Annotated in this window: 19 protein-coding genes; 7 read left to right on the top strand and 12 right to left on the bottom strand. The window is 74.6% G+C overall.

Features of this window, described 5'->3' with window-relative positions; translation table 11 throughout:
* Positions 1 to 1,421 (bottom strand): carboxylate--amine ligase (locus ABT403_RS27705; RefSeq protein ID WP_351650084.1); only part of this gene is annotated, 1,421 nt, incomplete at its 3' end.
* A gap of 148 nt (positions 1,422 to 1,569) precedes the next feature.
* On the opposite strand from ABT403_RS27705, the gene ABT403_RS27700 reads away from it, so the two are divergent.
* Positions 1,570 to 3,039 carry a glycoside hydrolase family 26 protein gene (locus ABT403_RS27700; RefSeq protein ID WP_344151238.1) on the top strand — a complete coding sequence of 490 codons (1,470 nt, stop codon included), beginning with the start codon at positions 1,570 to 1,572 and terminating at the stop codon, positions 3,037 to 3,039.
* 23 nt (positions 3,040 to 3,062) lie between these two features.
* Here the strand turns inward: ABT403_RS27700 and ABT403_RS27695 are convergent, their stop codons facing one another.
* The 9 genes from ABT403_RS27695 to ABT403_RS27655 all read right to left on the bottom strand — a co-directional run bounded on the left by ABT403_RS27695 (position 3,063) and on the right by ABT403_RS27655 (position 14,096).
* Positions 3,063 to 4,205: a GNAT family N-acetyltransferase gene (locus tag ABT403_RS27695; RefSeq protein ID WP_344151235.1), complete on the bottom strand. Its 1,143-nt coding sequence runs from the start codon at positions 4,203 to 4,205 to the stop codon at positions 3,063 to 3,065.
* Positions 4,202 to 4,960, bottom strand: a complete 759-nt coding sequence (locus ABT403_RS27690; RefSeq protein ID WP_344151232.1) for a YveK family protein — start codon at positions 4,958 to 4,960, stop codon at positions 4,202 to 4,204. The genes ABT403_RS27695 and ABT403_RS27690 overlap by 4 nt, the downstream gene beginning before the upstream one ends.
* A 107-nt stretch (positions 4,961 to 5,067) precedes the next feature.
* Positions 5,068 to 6,192 carry a glycosyltransferase gene (locus tag ABT403_RS27685; RefSeq protein WP_344151229.1) on the bottom strand — a complete coding sequence of 375 codons (1,125 nt, stop codon included), beginning with the start codon at positions 6,190 to 6,192 and terminating at the stop codon, positions 5,068 to 5,070.
* The gene (locus ABT403_RS27680; RefSeq protein WP_344151226.1) at positions 6,189 to 6,971 is read right to left on the bottom strand and encodes a polysaccharide deacetylase family protein; all 783 of its coding nucleotides are present in this window, start codon (positions 6,969 to 6,971) and stop codon (positions 6,189 to 6,191) included. Before ABT403_RS27680 ends, ABT403_RS27685 begins: the two co-directional genes overlap by 4 nt.
* The gene (gene murJ / locus ABT403_RS27675; protein WP_344151223.1) at positions 6,961 to 8,748 is read right to left on the bottom strand and encodes a murein biosynthesis integral membrane protein MurJ; all 1,788 of its coding nucleotides are present in this window, start codon (positions 8,746 to 8,748) and stop codon (positions 6,961 to 6,963) included. The genes ABT403_RS27680 and murJ overlap by 11 nt, the downstream gene beginning before the upstream one ends.
* Complete coding sequence (locus tag ABT403_RS27670; protein ID WP_344151220.1) at positions 8,745 to 10,157, bottom strand: O-antigen ligase family protein; 1,413 nt, start codon at positions 10,155 to 10,157, stop codon at positions 8,745 to 8,747. Before ABT403_RS27670 ends, murJ begins: the two co-directional genes overlap by 4 nt.
* Before the next feature lie 3 nt (positions 10,158 to 10,160).
* Entirely contained in the window at positions 10,161 to 11,768 is a 1,608-nt protein-coding gene (locus ABT403_RS27665; RefSeq protein WP_344151400.1) for an exopolysaccharide biosynthesis polyprenyl glycosylphosphotransferase, read from the bottom strand.
* A gap of 2 nt (positions 11,769 to 11,770) precedes the next feature.
* A complete protein-coding gene (locus ABT403_RS27660) occupies positions 11,771 to 12,973 on the bottom strand; it encodes a glycosyltransferase family 4 protein (RefSeq protein ID WP_344151217.1) in 1,203 nt (400 codons plus the stop codon).
* A 19-nt stretch (positions 12,974 to 12,992) separates the two neighbouring features.
* Positions 12,993 to 14,096: a DUF3344 domain-containing protein gene (locus ABT403_RS27655; protein ID WP_425580101.1), complete on the bottom strand. Its 1,104-nt coding sequence runs from the start codon at positions 14,094 to 14,096 to the stop codon at positions 12,993 to 12,995.
* Positions 14,097 to 14,277: 181 nt separating this feature from the next.
* On the opposite strand from ABT403_RS27655, the gene ABT403_RS27650 reads away from it, so the two are divergent.
* The 5 genes from ABT403_RS27650 (at position 14,278) to ABT403_RS27630 (ending at position 17,459) form a co-directional block, all read left to right on the top strand.
* On the top strand, positions 14,278 to 14,532 hold the full coding sequence (locus ABT403_RS27650; protein WP_344151211.1) for a chaplin: 255 nt from the start codon (positions 14,278 to 14,280) through the stop codon (positions 14,530 to 14,532).
* 118 nt (positions 14,533 to 14,650) lie between these two features.
* Positions 14,651 to 15,061: a rodlin gene (locus ABT403_RS27645; RefSeq protein WP_344151208.1), complete on the top strand. Its 411-nt coding sequence runs from the start codon at positions 14,651 to 14,653 to the stop codon at positions 15,059 to 15,061.
* A 257-nt stretch (positions 15,062 to 15,318) separates the two neighbouring features.
* Entirely contained in the window at positions 15,319 to 15,552 is a 234-nt protein-coding gene (locus ABT403_RS27640) for a chaplin (RefSeq protein ID WP_344151205.1), read from the top strand.
* 118 nt (positions 15,553 to 15,670) lie between these two features.
* A complete protein-coding gene (locus ABT403_RS27635; protein WP_344151202.1) occupies positions 15,671 to 16,936 on the top strand; it encodes a chaplin in 1,266 nt (421 codons plus the stop codon).
* 181 nt (positions 16,937 to 17,117) lie between these two features.
* Entirely contained in the window at positions 17,118 to 17,459 is a 342-nt protein-coding gene (locus ABT403_RS27630; RefSeq protein WP_344151199.1) for a hypothetical protein, read from the top strand.
* Between the two features lie 116 nt (positions 17,460 to 17,575).
* Here ABT403_RS27630 and ABT403_RS27625 read toward each other — a convergent pair whose 3' ends face one another.
* Together ABT403_RS27625 and ABT403_RS27620 are read right to left on the bottom strand one after the other, a co-directional pair.
* Positions 17,576 to 17,818: a chaplin gene (locus ABT403_RS27625; RefSeq protein WP_344151196.1), complete on the bottom strand. Its 243-nt coding sequence runs from the start codon at positions 17,816 to 17,818 to the stop codon at positions 17,576 to 17,578.
* Between the two features lie 161 nt (positions 17,819 to 17,979).
* Positions 17,980 to 18,501, bottom strand: coding sequence for a hypothetical protein (locus tag ABT403_RS27620; RefSeq protein ID WP_344151193.1), 522 nt, complete (start codon positions 18,499 to 18,501; stop codon positions 17,980 to 17,982).
* A gap of 283 nt (positions 18,502 to 18,784) precedes the next feature.
* Here ABT403_RS27620 and ABT403_RS27615 point away from each other — a divergent pair, with 283 nt between their 5' ends.
* The gene (locus ABT403_RS27615) at positions 18,785 to 19,195 is read left to right on the top strand and encodes a rodlin (RefSeq protein WP_344151190.1); all 411 of its coding nucleotides are present in this window, start codon (positions 18,785 to 18,787) and stop codon (positions 19,193 to 19,195) included.
* Positions 19,196 to 19,214 lie beyond the last annotated feature (19 nt).

Here is a 19,214-nt window from a genome sequence, read left to right as displayed (position 1 = left end):
GGGGCGCGCACCGCGCGGGCGGTGCGCCGCCCCTGCGCGGGGACGCCGCGCAGGACGCGCGCGCCCTTGCCCAGCCCCCGCCCCAGGAACGCCCGGAGCATCGCCAGGAACGGCCCGAGGTCGTCGGCGGCGAACCAGGCCGCCTCCACCCGCCCCCGCTCCGCGGGCGCCGCCACCCGTACGGGCCCGGGCCGCACGGCACCGGCAGCCGCTCCGGCACCACCACCCGACGCCGCAGCCGCACCCGCACCACCACCCGACGCCGCAGCCACACCCGCAGCCACAGCCACGCCCGCACCCGCCCCCGCCCCCGCCGAAGCACCACCGCCCCCGCCCGACCGCCGCCCCGGGAGCGACCGCCCCCGGACCGCCGCCAGCAGGGCGTAGTTCTCCGCGACGAAGACCCGCCCCGGACCGCCCACCGGCTCCGGGACCCGCTGACCCGTCAGGTCCAGGTACATCGCCTGGACCACGTCCAGCCCCGCGTCGTCCGCGAACAGCCGGAACTGGGCCCCCGGGCGGGGGTTGAAGTCGACCAGCCGGAAGGTGCCGTGCTCGTCGCGGCGGAAGTCGAGGTCCAGGATCCCCTGGTAGCCCAGCCGTTCGGCCATCCGCAGCCCCGACTCCTCCACCGCCGGGTCCGCCAGCCACCGCCCGACCGCCGTCAGTCCGGCCCGCACCGGCCAGGCCAGCTCCTTGCGTCCCGACCCGGCCAGCAGCGGCCGTCCGGCACGCCCGAAGGCCCCGTGGAAGAACCAGTCGGTGTCGGGGCCCTCGGGCAGGAAGCGCTGGAGCAGCAGCCGGCTGCCGGCCTCGGCGGAGCGCGCGTACAGCTCCCGCGCCCCGGCGGCGCTGTCGACCAGCGTGGTGCTGCGCAGCCCGCCGCCGGCGGGCAGCAGCCAGGGCCGGCTCCACTTCGCCACCACCGGCAGCCCCAGCGCCCACACGGCCTGCGCCGCCTCGGCCCCGCTCTGCGGGATCACCGTCTCCGGGTGCGGGACGTCCCAGCGCGCGCAGAGCCGCGACAGCTCGGCCTTGTCGGCCACCCGGGCGGGCAGGTCGTCCGGCTGATGGGGGATCCGGAAACGGTCCGTCAGCATCGGGGCCACGCGCGAGACGGCGATGGCACTCAGGTCGTCCATCGCCACCAGCACCGCCGGCCGGCCGATCCGCTCCGACACCCCGACGAGGCACTCCAGCAGCGCCTCGGGGGCCTGCGGGTCCAGGCCTCCGGCCGGGCCGGGGTGCGTGGCGCGCAGGTACCGCGAGCGACCCACGGGACCTCCCCCGGCTTCGACGACGGCATGGACCTCCACGCCCTTGCGCCCGAGGGATCTGACGGCGCCGAGGGTTCCGTGGTGGAACGGGTTGCGATCGAGTCTGAGCAGAACTGCGGGCACATGGCCGTCGAACGCGTACATACAAACGGACTTTCACCTAGTCGGACCAAGCGGAGGGGATGCGCAGCTGCGAATGGCCTAGGCAGCGGCCACCGGACAGGCCGTTCGTCAGATCTGATGTCTAACGTCGTTGGCAAGCACACCGGTTCGGCAGAGCTCGGGAGACGACATGCCCAGACCACACCACCGCCTGGTGAGCACCTGCGTCGGTACGGTCACGGCCGGGCTGCTCGCCACCGGCGCGGCGCTCGCCGCCCCGGACGACGAACCGGGCAGGGGCTCCGGCACCGCGTTCGGCGCCTATCTCGACTACGGGCCGGCCGGGGTCGCCCGCATCCCGTACCTGTCGCGCTGGCTGGGCGGCCGGGAGATCCGCGTCGGGCACACCTACCTGCCCGGCGACTCCTGGGCCGGCATCGAGGGCCGGGTCCCGTTCCTGGAGGACTGGGCGCGCTGGCGGCAGGCCAAGGACGACCGGATGTTCGTCCTGAACGTGCCGATGCAGGCCCGCAACGAGGGCCGGGTGCCCGACTGGCAGGTGGCCCAGCTGATCCGGGCCGGCGCGCAGGGCGAGTACGACCGGCACTTCCGGCGACTGGCCGAGCGGCTGGTGGAGCTCGGCGTCCCGGACACGGTGATCGTGCTCGGCTGGGAGATGAACGGCACCACCTACACCCACCGCTGCGGGCCCGACCCGGAGCACTGGAAGGCGTACTGGAACCGCGTCGTCAACACGATGCGCGCCGTGCCCGGTCAGCGGTTCAAGTTCGATTTCACCCCCAACCGGGGGACCGACGCGATCCCGTGGACCGCCTGCTACCCGGGCGACGACGTGGTCGACGTCATCGGCATGGATTCGTACGACCAGGGTCCGGGCCGGACCTTCGACGACCACGTCAGCCAGCCGTACGGGCTCCAGCAGCACGTCGACTTCGCGAAAGCACACGGGAAGCCGATCTCGTTCCCGGAGTGGGGGCTGTTCCGCAACGGGGACAACCCGGAGTACGTGCGGCGGATGCTCCGCTGGATCGACGAGCACCACCCGCTCTACCACACCATCACCGACTACTGCCCGCACGGCGTCTGGCAGTGCAAGCAGAACCCGAGGTCCTCGCAGGTCTTCCGCGACGCGCTGGCCGACCAGGGCCCGGTGGTCGTGCCGACGCCGGTGGTCCCGACCCCGGTGGTCCCCACCCCGGTGGTGCCCACGCCCGTGGTCCCGACCCCGGTGATCCCCACCCCCGTCGTGCCCACCCCGCAGATCCCGACCCCGCAGATCCCGACCCCGCCCGTGGCCCCGGAGCCCGAGGTGTCCGTCCCGCCCGTCGTCCCGCCGGTACCCACCCCCGAGGCGACCCCGACCCCCACCCCGAGCCCCGTCGTCCCCAAGCCCCAGCCCGAACCCCAGCAGACCCAGCCCGCCCGGCCGACGCCCCGGCCGTCCCAGCCGCCGAAGCCGCAGCCGCCGAAGCCGCAGCCGAAGCCCGAGCCCAAGCCGCAGCCCCAGCAGCCCGTCAACAGCAAGCAGTGGTGCCTGCCGCTCGACTTCGGCGACTGGTTCTCGAAGCTGATGGGCAACCAGTCGCTCTGCATCGACCTCGGCGGCTGGGGCGGGGACTCCGGGTTCTGGCCGTTCTAGCCGTTCCAGCCGTTCCAGCCGGGTCATCGCACCCGCAGTTCGTTCAGCCGCGCCCGCCAGTCCCGGGCGGCCGGCAGCGCCTCGCGCAGCGCCCCCACCGCCCGCTCGCGCCCCGTGACCTGCGACTCGTGCAGCCGCATCAGGGGCGCGAGCGCGTGCGTGGCCAGCAGGAGGCGCTGGTTGACGACCGTCTCCGGCCGCCAGTGGTTCTTGTACGGCTCGTTGCCGCGCAGGAAGCTCACCACCGGCCGGCCCTCCTCCAGCGCCCGCCCGGCCTCATGCCGCAGCAGCAGCGTGGCCACGTCCACCTTCCGCTCGCGCAGGCCCGGGTCCGCCCCGTACAGGTAGCCGCCGCTGAGCGCGGCGGACATCAGGGTGACGTTGGCGGCCACCACCTTCCCGTCCAGCCGGAACTCCGTCAGCCGGCCCTCCCCGGCCCGCACCATCCGCCGGGTGGCCCGGGTCAGGTGCTCGGCGAAGCGGGGCCGCAGGTGCTCGGGGGTCACCCCGCGGCCGCGCCACTGCTTCTCGTGCAGCCGCAGCAGGGTCCGGACGGCCTGCGGGACCTCGTGTTCGGTGACCTCGTGCTCCTCGATCCCCGCGGCGTCCGTCTTGCGCAGCTTGGCCCGGACCCGCTGGGCGCCCGAGGCCGGCATCCGCTTGACGAGCTGGTCGAAGGGGAGCGCGGGCAGCTCCATGCAGGTGGAGTCGGTCAGCCTGCTGGACACCCCGGGCCAGGCCTCCAGCACTGCCTCGGCGGCGGCCCCGGGCCGTACCTCGCGCAGGTCGACGACGGCGCCGCGGGCGGCCCGGTGCAGTCCGCGGGCGAGGACGGGCACGACCTGGTCGGCGTGCTCCCGCGACACGAGCACGTCGAAGTAGTCGGTGATCGGCCCACCCAGCGGCACCAGCCTCGGCAGCGGACGGTGGACGAGCATCAGCGCGGCCACCCCGACGAGGTCCTCGCCCCGCCGCACGAGCACGATCCGCAGCCGCCCGTCCTTCCCGTAGGACAGCCACCACGAGTGCAGCCAGGCGTGGCTCTGGAAGGGGGTGGCGGTGGGACACTCCCGGACGAGCCGGTTCCAGGACTCCTCCAGCGCCGCGAACTGCCGGGAGTCCCGGCACAGCGTCACCGTCAGGGCCCCGGCGGAGCCCCGCGTCATCGCACGGACTCCTTCTCCTTGGTCTCGGAGTGCTCGCCCTGGGCGGGCAGGGAGGCGTACTCCTCCACCGCCGGGCGGGCCTCCTCCGGCTGCGCCCCGGAGGCCTGCGCCCCGGAAGCCTGCGCCCCGGACGCCTGCGCCCCGGACGCCTGCGCCCCGGACCTGCGGCGGGCGGGCCGGGCCAGCAGCCACAGGCCGCCGAGCAGCCCGCCGGCGCACAGTCCGACGGCGGCGCTGATCGCGGCGGACGGGGAGGCGGGCTCGCTCGGCGCGACGGCCTGGCTGAACAGCAGCAGCTGTACGCCGGTGTTCTTGGCGGCCTGGTTGCTGGTGAGCGTGAGGGCGTCGGCGACGGCGTTGGCGATGTCGGCGGCCCCGGAGGGGCTCCCGGAGGTCCCGGTGATCGCGATCATCGGGGAGTCGGGGGAGGTCTCGACCATGACCTGGGTGCGCAGCCGGCTCGCGCTGACGCCCGCGCGGGGCTGGGCGTAGGCGAGGGTGGAGCTGCTGGTGGCGATGCGCCCGTAGGCCTGGGCGAAGCCCTGGGCGGTGGCGGGCTCGGTGGTCTCGTTCGGCACGGCGACGACGTAGCCGGTGGCGGCGTACTCGGGCGCCTTGACCACCCCGTACACCCCGCCGGCGACCATCCCGAGCACGGCGCAGGCGGGCAGGGGCCACCACGCGGGCAGCGGCGGCAGCCCGCGCTTCCTTCCGGAGCGGTGGTCGGACTTCTTCGGGTCGGCGCTGTCGGCCATGGGAATGCTCGCTTCCTGGGAGAAGGGGAGTACGTACGGAGGGAGTACGTACGCGGAGGGGCGTACGCGGGGTGCGTACGCGGGGTGCGTACGGGGAGGAGAAGGGGTCAGTCCGGTACCGCCAGCGCGAGCTCGTAGACGTCCAGCAGCCGCTCCGCGCTGCGCGCGATGTCGTACCGCCGCACCACCGGCGGGGCCGGCAGCCGGCGCGCGCCCGCCTCCATGTGCCCCCGCAGCGCGGCGACCAGCTCCTCGGTGCCCGTGCCGATCCGCCGCGCCCCCGGTGCCTGGACGGCGGGGAGGTCGTCGACGGCGGGGCAGGTCACGTGCAGCACGGGCAGTCCGGCGGCGAGGGCCTCGACCACGGCGAGCCCGAACGCCTCCTCCCGCGACGGGGACACGAAGACGTCCATGGCGGCCAGCAGGGCGGGGATCCCGGGCGTGCGCCCGTCGGGACCGTCGCCCAGCGGGTCCCGCTCCCCCAGCAGGTGGATCCGCGACTGCGCGCCCAGCTCGGCGGCGAGCATGCGCAGGGCGGCCCGCTCCGGGCCGTCCCCGGCCAGCAGCAGGTGCGCCCCGGGCAGGGCGGCGACGGCCCGGACGAGGACGTCGAACCGCTTGCCCGGCACCAGCCGGCCGACCCCGCCGACCACGAAGGCCCGTTCGGGCAGCCCGGTGCGGGCGCGGGTGGCGCGGCGGACGCCCTCGTCGAAGCGGAAGCGGGCGGCCTCGATGCCGTTGGGGACGACGTGGACCCGGGCGGCGGGCACCCCCCACCCCTCCAGGCGGGCCGCGACGGTGTCGGAGACGGCGACGGTCGCCGCGCCGAGCCGCTCGCTGGCCAGGTACAGGGAGCGGACCCCGCGCGAGAGCGGCCGGCCTTCGATCTCGGCGTCGCCGAGCGAGTGTTCGGTGGCGACGGTGGCGCCGACGCCGGCCAGCCGGGCGGCGAGTCGCCCGTAGACGCAGGCCCGGTAGAGGTGGGTGTGGACGAGGTCGTAGCGGCCGCGCCGGATGAACCGGACGAGTTTGGGCAGGGCGCCCAGGTCACGGTTGCCGTTCATGCCCAGGTGGACGACCCGGACCCCGTCGGCGCGCAGGCCGTCGGCGACCGGGCCGGGGTTGGTGAGGGTGAGGACGTCGCAGGGCATCGGCATGTGGCGCAGCAGCAGCCGCAGTTGCTGTTCGGCGCCGCCGACGCCGAGTCCGGTGATGATGTGGAGGGCCTTCACCGCAGCACCGGCACCTTCCGCCGCAGCTCGCGCACCTCGTGCCGCAGCTCCTTGATCCGCAGCCGGGCGGACCCGTCGGCCTGGCTGACGTGGGTGCGGGGCAGGGCGTGGCGGCCGGCGAGGCGGCCGGGGGAGATCGCGCAGGCGTATCCGTATCCGGCGGCGCGGGTGGCGTCGACGACGCGGGCGTCGAGGTGGCCGTAGGGGTAGCAGAACCCTTCGGGGAGGGTGCCGGTGAGTTCCCGCAGGAGTTCGCGGCTGCCGCGCAGTTCCTGCCGGAGGACGTCGTCGGGGGTGGTGGTGAGGTCCTGGTGGAGGAGTCCGTGGGAGCCGATCTCCTGGCCTGCGGCGGCGACCTCGCGGATCTGCTCGGCGGTGAGCAGGGATTTGCGGGGGCCGAGCGGGTCCCAGACGTTGTCGACGCCGAGCCGTCCGGGCAGGACGAACAGGGTGGCGGTGCAGTCGTGGCGGCGCAGCAGGGGCAGGGCCCGGGTCAGGAAGTCGGCGTAGCCGTCGTCGAAGGTGAGGCCGACGAGCCCGTGGTCGCGTCCGGCGGCGCGGGCGCGCAGGAGTTCGCCGACGCCGACCCCGCGCAGCCGGCGGGAGCGCAGCCACAGCAGCTGGGCTTCGAGGGTGCCGGGGGTGACGGTGATCCCGTACGGGTCCTCGGCGGGATCGGTGAACTCGGCGACGGAGTGGTACATCAGGACCCACGGGGCGGGGGTCCGGCGGGCGGCGGCCGCCACGGCGGCGGGAGCCGTGTCGGTGTCAGCGGGCATTGCGGAACCTCTGGGTGAGCTGGGTGATCTGGACGGCGGTCTGGGCGGCGAGCTGGGCGATCTGGCCGGGCAGGGCGGTGATCTCCAGGGCCCGTATGGCCAGGCCGGTGGCCCCGAACATGGCCGGGACCAGCAGGCAGCCGAGGGCGGCGCTGAGGGCCGGGTCGGGGATCATCGGGCCGGCGAGCCAGCCGGTGGCGCAGGCGGCGGCGGCCGCGACGGCGAGACGGCCGATGCTGATCGCGACGCGGCGGGCCTGGATGGCGATGATGCGGGAGCCGATGCCGGTGAGGAGCAGGGCGGCGGTGGCGGTGATGCCGGCGGCGTTGGCGGCGGCGATGCCGTAGGTGCCCCACCAGCCGACGAAGAGGGCTCCGGCGGCGATGTTGACGAACAGCCCGGCGCCCATCGCGAGCGCCGGGAACCAGGTGGGCCGGGCGGTCGAGAAGAAGGGCCGGGACAGGGCGCCGACGAGGCAGTGGCCGAGGAGGCCGAGGCCGTAGACGCGCATGACGGACGCGGTGGTGAGGGTGTCCCGGTGGGTGAAGGCGCCGCGTTCGAAGAGGACTTCGATGATCTGCGGCGCGTATCCGATGACGAGGGCCGTGCCCAGCAGGACGGCGAGGGAGGCGAGGGCGAGGTCCTGTTCGACGCGCCGCCGGGCCTTCTCGCGTTCGCCTCCGGCCATGGCCTGGGCGACGACGGGGAAGGTGACGGTGCAGATCATCAGGGAGAGCACCATCGGCATCTGCGCGACCTTCTGCGCGTAGTTGAGGTGCGAGATGGCGCCGGGGGGCAGGGAGGCGGCGAGGAAGCGCTCGACGAGGACCTGGGACTGGCGGAAGACGGCGAAGGAGATGACGGGCGCGATCACGCCGAAGGCGATGAGGGTGGGCCGGTCGCGGTCGCGCTGGCTGCGGGGGGCGGCCTTGGCGCGGGGCGGTCCGAAGCCGACGTTGCGGATGAACGCGGGGAGCTGGACCAGCACCATCAGCAGTCCGCCGACGGCGACCCCGGCGGCGGCGGCGCGGACGCCCCACAGGGTGTGGAGGGCGACCATGGTGCCGATGATCCCGACGTTGTAGGAGACGTAGATCGCGGCGGGCGGCAGGAAGGAGCGGTGGGCGCGCAGGGCGGCGCTGAAGTATCCGGCGATGCCGAAGGTGAGGACGGTCAGGGCGGTCAGCCGGGTGCACTGGACGGCCAGTTCCGGGTCGGGCAGGCCGGGCGCGAGGACGTCGACGACCAGGGGCGCGGCGAGGACGAGGACGGAGGCGACGGCGGCGAGGAAGACCATCAGGCGCGGCAGGGTGGCCCCGACGAGCAGGCGTACGGGGTCGGCCGCGCGGGCTTCCTTGCGGGTCAGTCCGGCCCGGCTGGCGGCACGCCGGGCGAGGGCCTGGCTGAAGGCGGGGACCATGAGCAGGGCCATGGCGTCCTCGATCAGCAGGGTCGAGGCCATCTCGGGGACGGTCCAGGAGATGAGGAAGGCGTCGCTGTCGTGTCCGGCGCCGAAGAGGTGCGCGATGGTCTGGTCGCGGACGAGGCCGAAGAGGGCCCCGGCGGCGGTCAGTCCGGCGGTGACGGCGGCGGCCTTGGCGAGGAACCGTCCGAGCGGGGCGCCGGTCTTGCCGCCGGTCTGGTCGGCTCCGGCCGCGGGCCGGTCCGGGCCGGCGCCCGTTCCCGCGCGGCCGGCGGGAACAGCGGCGGGGCCCGCGGCCGCGGCGAGGTCGCTCGCCGGGGGCGCGGGCCGCCGCCAGGGGGTCGTGTCGGTCACCGGGCGGCCGGCCCGTCGGCGGGCGGGCGGGCCGGGGCGGCGGTGGCCGCGGGGACGGGGGAGGGCAGGGCCCACCAGGCGGCGAGCCCGATGATCACACCGGTGAGGACGGTGGAGGGGCCGCCGATGTCCGCGTAGAGGAAGTCGGTCAGCTGCCAGGTGAACAGCCCGGTCGCGATCAGCCCGCAGTCCCGGACGCCCCGGTCGGCGGTGGACGCGTACCGGCGCAGTCCGGCGACGAGGAGGGCGGCCCAGCCGCCCACCAGCGCGAGCAGTCCGGCCAGCCCCTGTTCGCCGAGGATCAGCAGGTACATGTTGTGCGGGGAGAGCAGCGGCTGCTTCATGAAGGCCTGTCCGGCGCCCGCGGTGTCGCTGCCGGAGGACAGGCCCAGCGAGGAGTGTCCGTCGCGGTGCGCGGGGAAGCCCTTGAGCCCGACGCCGACGGCCGGGCGTTCGCGCCACATCGACTCGGCGGCGGCCCACATCGTGTAGCGGTCGGTCACCGACTGGTCGGGGGCGCTGGAGACCCGCGTGATGGAGTGCAGCCGTTCGGCGACCATCTCGGAGCCCAGCCCGAGCCCGCCGACGAGCACCACCCCGAGGGCGGTGAGGGCCAGCAGCACCGCCAGCGCCCGCCGGATCCCGGCCAGGCACATGACGAGCACGGCCGCGCCGACGGTGGCGATCCACGCGCCGCGGCTGAAGGACAGCACCAGGGGGACGACCAGCACCAGGGCGCAGCCTCCGGCGGCCCGCCGGACCTTCGAGGGCAGCCCGGGGGCGAGTCCGGCGGCGGTGGCGACGATCAGCCCGTAGGCGACGACGGTGGCCATGCCCATGACGTCGCCGGGGCCGAAGGTGCCGACGGCGCGGATGTCCTCGCCCTGGTAGGAGGCCCCGGTGTGGGTGGCGTACTGGACGACCCCCACCGCGCCCTGCACCAGCCCCAGCACCACGAAGCACCCGGCGGCCAGCCGGAACTCCCGGGCGTCGCGCACCAGCAGCACCACGGCCGCCGGGACCAGCACGAACACCTGGAGGTAGCGGACGAACCCGGGTACGGCGGCGTACGGGTCGCCGGCGGTCATCGTGGAGACGGCGAGTCCGATGCCCGGGGTCCCGAGGACGAGCACGCCCAGCGGGTTGAGGGTCCGCACCCGGCCGCGCAGGGCCTGGACGGCGCAGACGAGGGCGAGCAGCAGGGAGGCGGCGTCGGCGGGGCCGACCTTCCCGGAGGCGGTGGCGTCGCCGGCCGGGAGCGGGGCGAGCAGGAGCAGGACGGTCGCGGCGAGCGGCAGCAGCGGCCAGTGCCGGCGCAGCGCGCCGGCCGCGCCGGCCCGGCTCAGGGGGGCGGGGGCGGGGCGCGGGGGTGCGGGGACGGCGGCGGTCACGGGGGCGGCGAGGCTCATGGCTCAGCTCCCGCCCAGCCGGAAGCGGAAGAAGGAGGCCGCGGTGCGGGCCAGGATCCACAGGTCCTGCCAGAGCGACCAGGTGTCGATGTAGTGGTTGTCGAAGCGGGCCCGGTCCTCGATGGAGGTGTCGCCGCGCAGCCCGTTGATCTGGGCGAGTCCGGTGATGCCGACGGGCATCCGGTGGCGGGCCTCGTAGCCGGGGTGGATGGCGGCGAACTTGGCGACGAAGAAGGGGCGTTCGGGGCGCGGACCGACCAGGCTCATGTCACCTCGCACCACGTTCCACAGCTGCGGCAGCTCGTCCAGCGAGGACTTGCGCAGGAAGGAGCCGACAGGGCTCATCCGGCGGTCGCCGGCCACGGTCCAGCGGGTGGCGGACTCGTGCTCGTCGGCGCGCAGGGTGCGGAACTTCAGCAGGGTGAAGGAGCGTCCGTAGAGCCCGACCCGCTCCTGCCGGAAGATGACCCCGGGGCCGTCGGAGAGGCGTACGGCCAGTGCGCAGGCGCCCATGACGGGGGCGGCGGCGAGCAGGGCGAGGGCGGCGAGGGCGGAGTCGACGGCCCGTTTGACGGCCCGCTCCAGCGGCCGGGCGGGGCGGGGCAGCAGGGGCTGGACGGCGTACCCCCACAGCTGGTCGGCGGGGTGGGAGAGGCGCATGCCGGTGACCTTGGCGGTGCCGGCGGGGTCGGCCAGCCAGAGCCGGCAGCCGTGGTCGTGGAAGAGGCGGACCAGGGCGGCGGTGCGTTCGTCGGCCTCGGGCGGGCGGGTGAAGACGGCGCAGCGCACGGAGTTCTGGATGACGGCGCGCCGGACGTCCTCGTGGGTGGCGAGTACGGGCAGCGGGCCGCCCTCCCCGTCGGCGGGCTCGGTGGTGTCGGCGATCCCGACGGGCCGCAGCCCGTACTCGGGGCGTCCGTGCAGGGCCGCCGCGACGGCGCCGGCGCCCTCGCCGGGGCCGACGACCAGCGTGGAGACGGGCCGGCGCACGGCGGAGCGGCGCCACGCCCGGTGGACGGCCCCGCGTCCGGCGCAGGCGAGCACGACGTGCAGGCAGACCGCGGTGAGCAGGGTGTTCCAGTCGAGGGACCGCCCGGGCGCGGCGGCGGCGAGCAGGGCCGCGGCCCCGCACCACAGGGCGGCGGCCCGCCCGGCGAGGGCGGGCAGTTCGAGGAGGGCGGAGGGCGCGAGGCGGGGCCGGTAGAGGCCGCCGCCCGCCTGGAGGGCGGTGTTGACGGCGACGAGCAGGGCGGCGGCCGCCGCCGCGGCCTGGGGCGGGAGCGCCGGCCCGGGCAGGACGGTCACGGTGGCGGCGACGGTGACGGCGACGGCCAGCGCGTCGGCGGCCCGGAGCGCGGCGGGCCCCCGGTCCCGGCGGACCCGGCCCGGGCGGACGGCGGGCCGGGCCCGGTCGGCCCGGGGTCCGCGCGGCGGGTGGATGGCGGTCGCGGCGCGGCGGTTCGCCGCGGGCGGGGCTGCGGGCGGCACGGCCGGTGCGGCGGCGGGTGACACGGCGGGGGGGACGGCCGGCACCACGGAGGCGAAGGCGCTGCCGCCCGCGTGCCCCGTGCCGCTCTGCCCCCCGGTGTGCCGGGCGGGTGCGCTGTCCATCGTCATCGGCTGATGCGCTCCTGGTTCAAGGGCCGGGGCCTGCCCAGCAGTTCGTGGTACAGGCCGGTGACCGCGTCCGTGGTCCGCCGCACGTCGAACTCGGTCCGGGCGTGCTGCTGGGCCTGCTCCCCGAGTTCGGTGAGCAGCCGCGGTTCGGCGAGCAGCCGTCCCAGGGCCTTGGCCAGCGCCGTCGGGTCCTCCGGAGGTACCAGGCAGAGCCGTCCGTGGCCGGACGGCAGGCTCTCCCGCGCACCGCTGACGTCGGAGACCAGGACCGGTCGGCCACAGGCCATGGCTTCGAGGGGGGCGAGCGCCATGCCTTCCCACCGCGACGGCAGTACAACGAGATCGGCGGCCCGAAGCCACGGTCGGATGTCGGCGGCGGCCCCGGCGAAGTGGACCCCGGGGGGTGCGGCGCGGCCCAGCCGTTCGGCGTCGGGGCCGTCGCCGACGAGGGCGAGGCGGGCGCCGGGGACGGTGGCCGACACCTCCGGCCAGGCGCGCAGCAGGACGTCCTGGCCCTTCTGGGGGCAGAGCCGGCCCACACAGACGGCGAGCGGCCCCGCCTCCCGGAAGGCGGCGGGCAGGGGGAGGGCGGCGCGGGCCTCGGCGCGGTCGCGGGCGGGGTCCGGGTGGCCGGGGTGGAAGCGGGTGAGGTCGACGCCGTTGCGGATCACGGCCCAGCGGGCGGTGATGCCCTCGGACTCGCCGGCCCGGCGTTCGGCCTCGCTGACGCAGAGCACCCGGTCGGCCCAGCGGGCGCCGGCCCGCTCCCAGCGCAGCGCGAGCGCGGCGGTGGTGCCGCCGACGGCGTCGAAGGACCAGGCGTGGGGCTGGAACACCGTCGGCAGGGAACCCCGTACGGCCATCCGCCCGGCCAGTCCGGCCTTGGCGCTGTGGGCGTGCAGCAGGTCGGGGCGGACGTGGCGGATCAGCCGGGCGGCGCCGAGGACCTCGGCGGGCAGCCCCGGTCCGGGCGAGCGCCCGGCGCGCCAGGTGCGCACCTCGGCGCCGGCGGCGCGGGCGTCGTCGGCGAGGACGCCGCCGTCCGGGCAGGCGACGACGACCCGCAGCCCGGCCGCGCACTGGGCCGCGGCGAGGTCGGTGACGACCCGTGCGACGCCGCCCTCGACGGGCTGGACGAGGTGGAGGACGGTGAAGGACCGCGCGGCCGGGGAGCCGGCCGGCGTGGGGTGTTTCGGCACGTGGAGCGGTCTCCTGCGCTCAGCGGCGCGCGTCTGTCTGAACGAAGAGCACACCGAGGAATTGACCCTGACTTTCGCCCGTGAACGTGAAGTTCAGGCTGCGGGCGCCACCGGACAGGGCGGGACTCAGGTCGAACACGTCCGCGTCATATCCGAGATTATTAATATTTTCAGGCTGTCGCACGAATGCGGGGTGTCCGAATTCGGTGATCGTGGAATTCATGACGTCGTTGAAGGGGTTCTCGGCGTCGCTGACGCTGATCCGGCGCCCGCTGTCGGCCGTCACCGTGAGTGAGTCCCCCAGGGTGCCGCGGTCCCCGTCGTAGGCGACCACCCCGGCCTTGCCCGCGGCCCCCGGCGGCGCATCCAGGCCCGCGACCTGCACCGTGTCGGAGGCGGCCCCGCCGGCCCCCGCGGCCAGCGACTCGAAGCCGTCCCACAGCGCCACCCGGCGCAGCGGCTCCCGCTGGTGCTCGTACGCGACCACCAGCGTCCAGCCGCCCCAGGCGCCCACCTCCGAGTGCCCCATGGCGACGTTGAGCTGGGCCACAGTCCACATCCCCGCACCCCCCTTGCGCACCAGCGGGGTGACGTCGGCCGACGCCTGGTAGGCGTCGCTGCCCGCGTCGGAGCGGTGCCCGATCACCGTGTCGGCGATCACCGGCTTGTACGCGCCCCCGGGCTCGGCGACCAGTACACGGCCGTTGTCCTCCGGCGGCTTCTGCTCCCCCACCCGCAGGTTCCCGCCCCAGTACAGCCGGGCGTACGCCACCTTCGCGCCCTGGGGGACCTTGAGCTCGGCCCGGGTGGAGTTGTAGGTGTCGGGGTCCTTGTCGACCTCGTCGTAGAACATCTCGAAGTCGCCGTTGACCCCGGCCGCGCCCTTCTTGACCTCCGCGCACGGCTCGGCCTGCGGGGACTCCTCGCGACGGCAGCTGATCGCCGAGTTCGAGGCCCGGACGAGCCCTCCGTGCAGCTCCGCCTGGTAACGCTGGGTGAAGGAGATGCGGGGCATTTCGCGCGCCGCCGTGGGCACCGCGGCACCCGCCGAAGGGGTCTGGACGGAAAGCGTGAGGCAGGACAGCAGGCCGAGTGCGCCGAGGATTCTGCGGGAGGAGCCCATGACCCTGTCTCCATTTTCGATCAGGGGGACAAAACAGGAGTGAACTTTGTCAGAAATCGGGCTGGAAATCACGTCGGACTCGCTCGTACGGCCTTTCGGGCGATAGCACGCACCCCGGCAGCGGGCGCGTCGTTATGCGGTTGCATCGTTGTTCGAAGTTCGAACCGAAAGGAATACGGAGATGAAGAAGAGGCTGGTGCGCGGCACGACGGTGGCGCTCGCGGGCGCCGCGCTGCTGATGGGCGGCGCGGGCCTCGCCTCCGCACACGGCGGCGACGGCGCGACGGCCGAGGGCCTGGCCGCGGGCTCCCCCGGCGTCCTGAGCGGCAACCTCGTCCAGGTGCCCGTCGACGTCCCGGTCAACGTCTGCGGCGTCACCGCCCAGCTGATCGGCCTGCTGAACCCCGCCTTCGGCAACCAGTGCGTGAACGCCTGACCGTCAACCGCGCCGCCCGAAACGGCGGCATCCGGGTGAAGCGACGCAACCCGAGCCACGGCCGGGCCGTTGATCCGGATGCTCCAGTACCGGGCAATCGTGCAAAAAAGGGACGATAATGATCAAGAAGCTTGTAGCCGGCGCAGCGGTTGCCGCCTCCACCGTCGGCCTCGGCGCCGCCATGGCCCCGCAGGCGATGGCCATCGGCAACGACAACGGCATCAACACCGTGAACGGCAACAACTCCGCGCAGATCTACGGCAACCAGGCCACCTACGGCAACATGAGCCCGCAGATGGCGCTGATCCAGGGCTCGTTCAACAAGCCCTGCATCGCCCTGCCGGCCAAGGTGAACGCCCAGTCGATCCTCGCCCTGATCAACGTCGGCGTCCAGGACATCCCGGTCCTGTCCAGCCCGCAGAACCAGCAGTGCACCGAGAACTCGACCCAGGCCAAGGGCGACGAGGCCCTCTCGCACATCCTGGACAACATCCCGGTCCTCTCCGGCAACGTCTCCTCCGGCAGCTGACCGAGGCCGCACCGCGCGAGGCCGTCGCACCCCCCGGGTCGCGGCGGCCTCGCCGCGTGTGGGGGGGGGGGGGGGTAATTCCGGTCGCGGTGAGCCCCCGTAAAGCACGGACGGAATTCTCCGAACACACCGCCGGACCATCGGAGTGAATTCTCCGACACCCCGCGTAAATACCCGGATTCCGCGGTTTCTTTTCCCCGGCCCACTCGTTGTTGTCTATGCAGCGGACAGACCTCTGCGGGAAGGATCGAATTCAGATGAAGTACAAGAAGGCAGTGGTGATGGCCGCCGGCGTCCTCGTCGCCGCCGGTGCCGCCTCCCCCGCCATGGCCGACGCGACCGCCGACGGCAAGGCCGTCGGCTCCCCCGGCGTCCTCTCCGGGAACGTCGTCCAGGTCCCCGTGCACATCCCCGTGAACGTGTGCGGCAACACCGTCAACGTGATCGCGCTGCTGAACCCCGCGTTCGGCAACACCTGCGTCAACAACTGACGAAGCCTGTGCCCGCAAGGGCAGACCTCCTCGGGTGGCCTCGGAGTGCACGGCGGTGCACTCCGAGGCCACCTTCGATTCAGGACCGGCCCCCGCGCCGGTAGACAGGGAAGGACCCATGCGACAGGTACTGAGCCGACAGGTACTGGGCAAGGGGGTGCTCACGGCTGCGGCCGCCTCGAGTCTGCTGTCGATCGCGACCGGCGCGGCCTACGCGCATCCCGGGGCGATGGCCGAGGCCGCGCATTCGCCGGGCGTGCTGTCCGGCAACAGCGTCTCGGTACCGATCACCTTTTCGCCGAACGTCTGCGGCAACAGCGTGGACGCGGGCGCGGCGCTCAACCCCTCGATGGGGAACAACTGCGCCACCTCGACCGGCTCCGACGCCGGCCACCACGACTACGAGCGCTACCTGAGCCCCGAGAACGCCGAGGCCTTCGAGCGCTACCTGGAGGAGCGCCAGGGCGGCGGCCGGCACGCGCTGCCCGCGCAGCGGGAGGACGAGGGCGGATACGGGGAGCGCGGCGGCGAGACGCCCCGCGCGCAGCCCCCCCGGCACGCGGCGCCCCGCCACGAGGAGGCCCGCCCCGAAGCCCCCCGCCACGAGGCGCCCCGTCACGGCGGCGGCCGCCACGAGGACGCCTACGGCGGCCCGGACGAGGACGACCGGGGCCCGCGCGGCGGGAAGGAGGAGTGCGACGACCACCCGCCCGCCCCCCACGCGGAGCACCCGGCCCCGCACCCGGCGCCCCCCGCGCCGCACCACCCCCGGCCCAAGCCGCAGCCCCGGCCCGCGCCCGCCCCCGCGCCCGCGCCGCCCGCGGCGGAACACCCGGCGCCGCTCCCCGCCCCGGCCCCCGCGCCCGCGCCGCAGGCGCCGCCCGCCGAGGCCCCCGTACCGCCGCAGGAGCACGCCGAGACGCTCCCCGCGCCGGTCGAGGAGCAGCCGCACACCCTCCCCGCCCCCGTCCCGCAGCCCGCACCCGCCCCGGCGCCCGAGGCGCAGCCCGCCCCCGCGCCGGTCCCCGCTCCGGCGCCGCCCGCGCAGGAGATCCCGGCGCCCCGGCCGCCGCACGGCAGCCAGCCGGAGCGGCCCGTACCGGCGCCCGTACCCGTACCGGACGTCGTCCGCCCGGCCGACCAGCCTCCTGCCGCCCCGGCCGGCGACCTCCCGGTACACCTGCCCCCGGCGCCCGCCCCCGCTCCGGCGCCCGCCCCCGCCGCCGCGCCCCCGGTGACGCTCCCCGCGCCCGCCCCCGCGCCGGCCCACGCCGGGCCGCAGCTGGCGGCCACCGGTGCCGGTGAGCTGGGGGCCATGGCGGCCCTCGCCTCGGCCCTGGTCCTCGGCGGCGCGATCCTCTACCGGAGGTCGAGCGCCGCCTGACGGGAATACCGGTAATCGGAAGAAATATCGGCCGGAGAATCCACCCGTGGATTCTCCGGCCGCTGCCGTGCGCCCGCCCGGCCGGCGTTTCCGGAGCGGCCGGGAATCGTTACCCAGGACGAAAGCGGCGAGCCGGTCGCCGCTGACGCCTCGGTCCACGAAAAAGAAGAGGATTTCGACAATGAAGCTCTCCCAGGTCGCCGCCGTCGTCGTCGGCTCGGTCGCCGCCCTCGGCGCCACGGCCCCCGCCTTCGCGGCCGACGCCCCCGCGATGCCCCCCATGAGCGCGACAGGTGGACTGACCGAGGTGCTGGACGCCGTGAACCCCGTCTCCGAGGCGCTCCCCCGAACGGCGGGCAACGCGCTGGCCGAGCAGGGCGACACGGTCGGCAAGGTGGTCCACACGGCGCAGGGCGTCAACAAGATCCGCAACGACGTCCCGGGCACGGCCCTCGGCCTCGCGAACGGGGCGACCAAGGCCTCGCCGCTGCTCGGCGGAGTGGAGCTCAACGGCGGCAAGTGACGCCGGTCCGAGTGACGCCGTTCGGGGGCGCGTTGATCCGGCCCCCGACACGGCCGTGGGCGCCACCGGCGAGGCCGGTGGCGCCCACGGTCACGTGGTGCCGACTGCGCGGAACGTCAGTCGTTGACGCAGACGTTGCCGAACGCCGGGTTCAGGGCACCGATGATGTTCACGGAGTTGCCGCAGACGTTGACCGGGACGTGGACCGGAACCTGGACCAGGTTGCCCGAGAGGACACCCGGGGAGCCCACGGCCGCGCCCTCGGCCTGGGCGTCGGCGGAAGCGGCACCGGCGGCACCGGCCACGGCGAGACCAGCGGAGGCCAGGGCCACGGCGGCCTTCTTGGCAGCAGAGTTCATGGGGAGTGCACCTTCTCGTTCGATGTCCTGCCCCGGTCCCGGGGCTCACACCGAGCGAAACGGTCCACCATCCCAGACGGACACGGCCACGGGCCAGATCTGACCTGTTCAGCCCAATAGTCGTAACCATCCGGCCCGTTGGAGTCCGCCGCGGCCGTCTTCTAGTGGCTGATGGGGATGTCGGGGATGTCCAGGTCGAGGCCCGGGACGGCGGGAGCCGCACCGGTCGCCGGCGGGACCGCCGGCACCGCCGGAACGGCGGGGACGGCCGGGGCGGCCGGGACGCCGGGGACGGCGGCCGGGAGGTCCGGCACCTTGGGGATGGTGACCGGCAGGTCCGGCAGCTTGATCTCGGGCAGTTTGATCTCGGGGAGCTTCGGCACCTCGATCGGTGGGAGCTTGATCCCGCCGAGCAGGCCGGTGAGGGAGCCCAGGAGGTCGGACAGGGTCTTGGAGAGCCCCGCGATGAGGTCGTCGATCGGACCGGCCGCGACCCGCTCCGAGGACTCCGCCGCCTCCTCCAGCCTTTCGATCTGCTGCTGCACGGCCGCCGCCTTCCTCTCGACGGCGGCGGCGCCCTGGCCGTCCGCGGCGCCCGCGGGGGCGGCCGCGCCGGACAGTATGACGACGGCGAGGGCCGACGGGACGAGGACGCGGAGACGGGACGCCTTGGTGGAGTGCATGAGGAATCCTTCGAGGTGGTCGCGCATAAGCGGACCGGAGTAGTCCACTTACTCACCCACCGTGCGAACACCCCGCACGGAGCGCAACAGGATCTTGGACGCCCCCACGCGCGCCTGGGGCTGCGTACGGCCTTCGCGCAGGTGTCCGCAGGGGCCTCACCCACGCTGGGGAAAACCCGGGCGCGGACGGGCCGTTTGAGTGAAGCAGCGCAACCATGCCGGTCGGCGGACTGTTGATCAGGGCGCTCCACTAGCGGGCACTCGTGCGACAAAAGGATCAATGATGCTCAAGAAGATCATGACCGCCGCCGCGGTCTCCGCCGTTGCCGTCGGCGCCGGCGCCGCCGCAGCCGCCCCGGCCATGGCCATCGGCAACGACAACGGGATCAACACCGTCAACGGCAACGGTGCCCAGCAGATCTACGGCAACCAGAAGACCACCGGCGACCAGAGCCCCCAGCTCGGCCTGGTCCAGGGCACCCTGAACAAGCCCTGCATCGGCCTGCCGGTCAAGGTCAACGCCCAGTCGCTGGTCGCCCTGCTCAACGTCGGTGTCCAGGACATCAACGTCCTGTCCAACCCGCAGAACCAGCAGTGCACCGAGAACTCCACCCAGGCCAAGGGCGACGAGCCGCTCTCGCACATCCTGGACAACATCCCGGTCCTCTCCGGCAACGTCTCCTCCGGCAGCTGACCGAGCTCCACCCCTTTTG

Origin of the sequence: Streptomyces sp. NPDC000075, from assembly GCF_040301925.1 — a bacterium.
In the GTDB taxonomy this organism is placed as follows: Bacteria; Actinomycetota; Actinomycetes; order Streptomycetales; family Streptomycetaceae; genus Streptomyces; species Streptomyces polychromogenes.
This window is presented reverse-complemented; position numbering and strand designations above follow the sequence as displayed.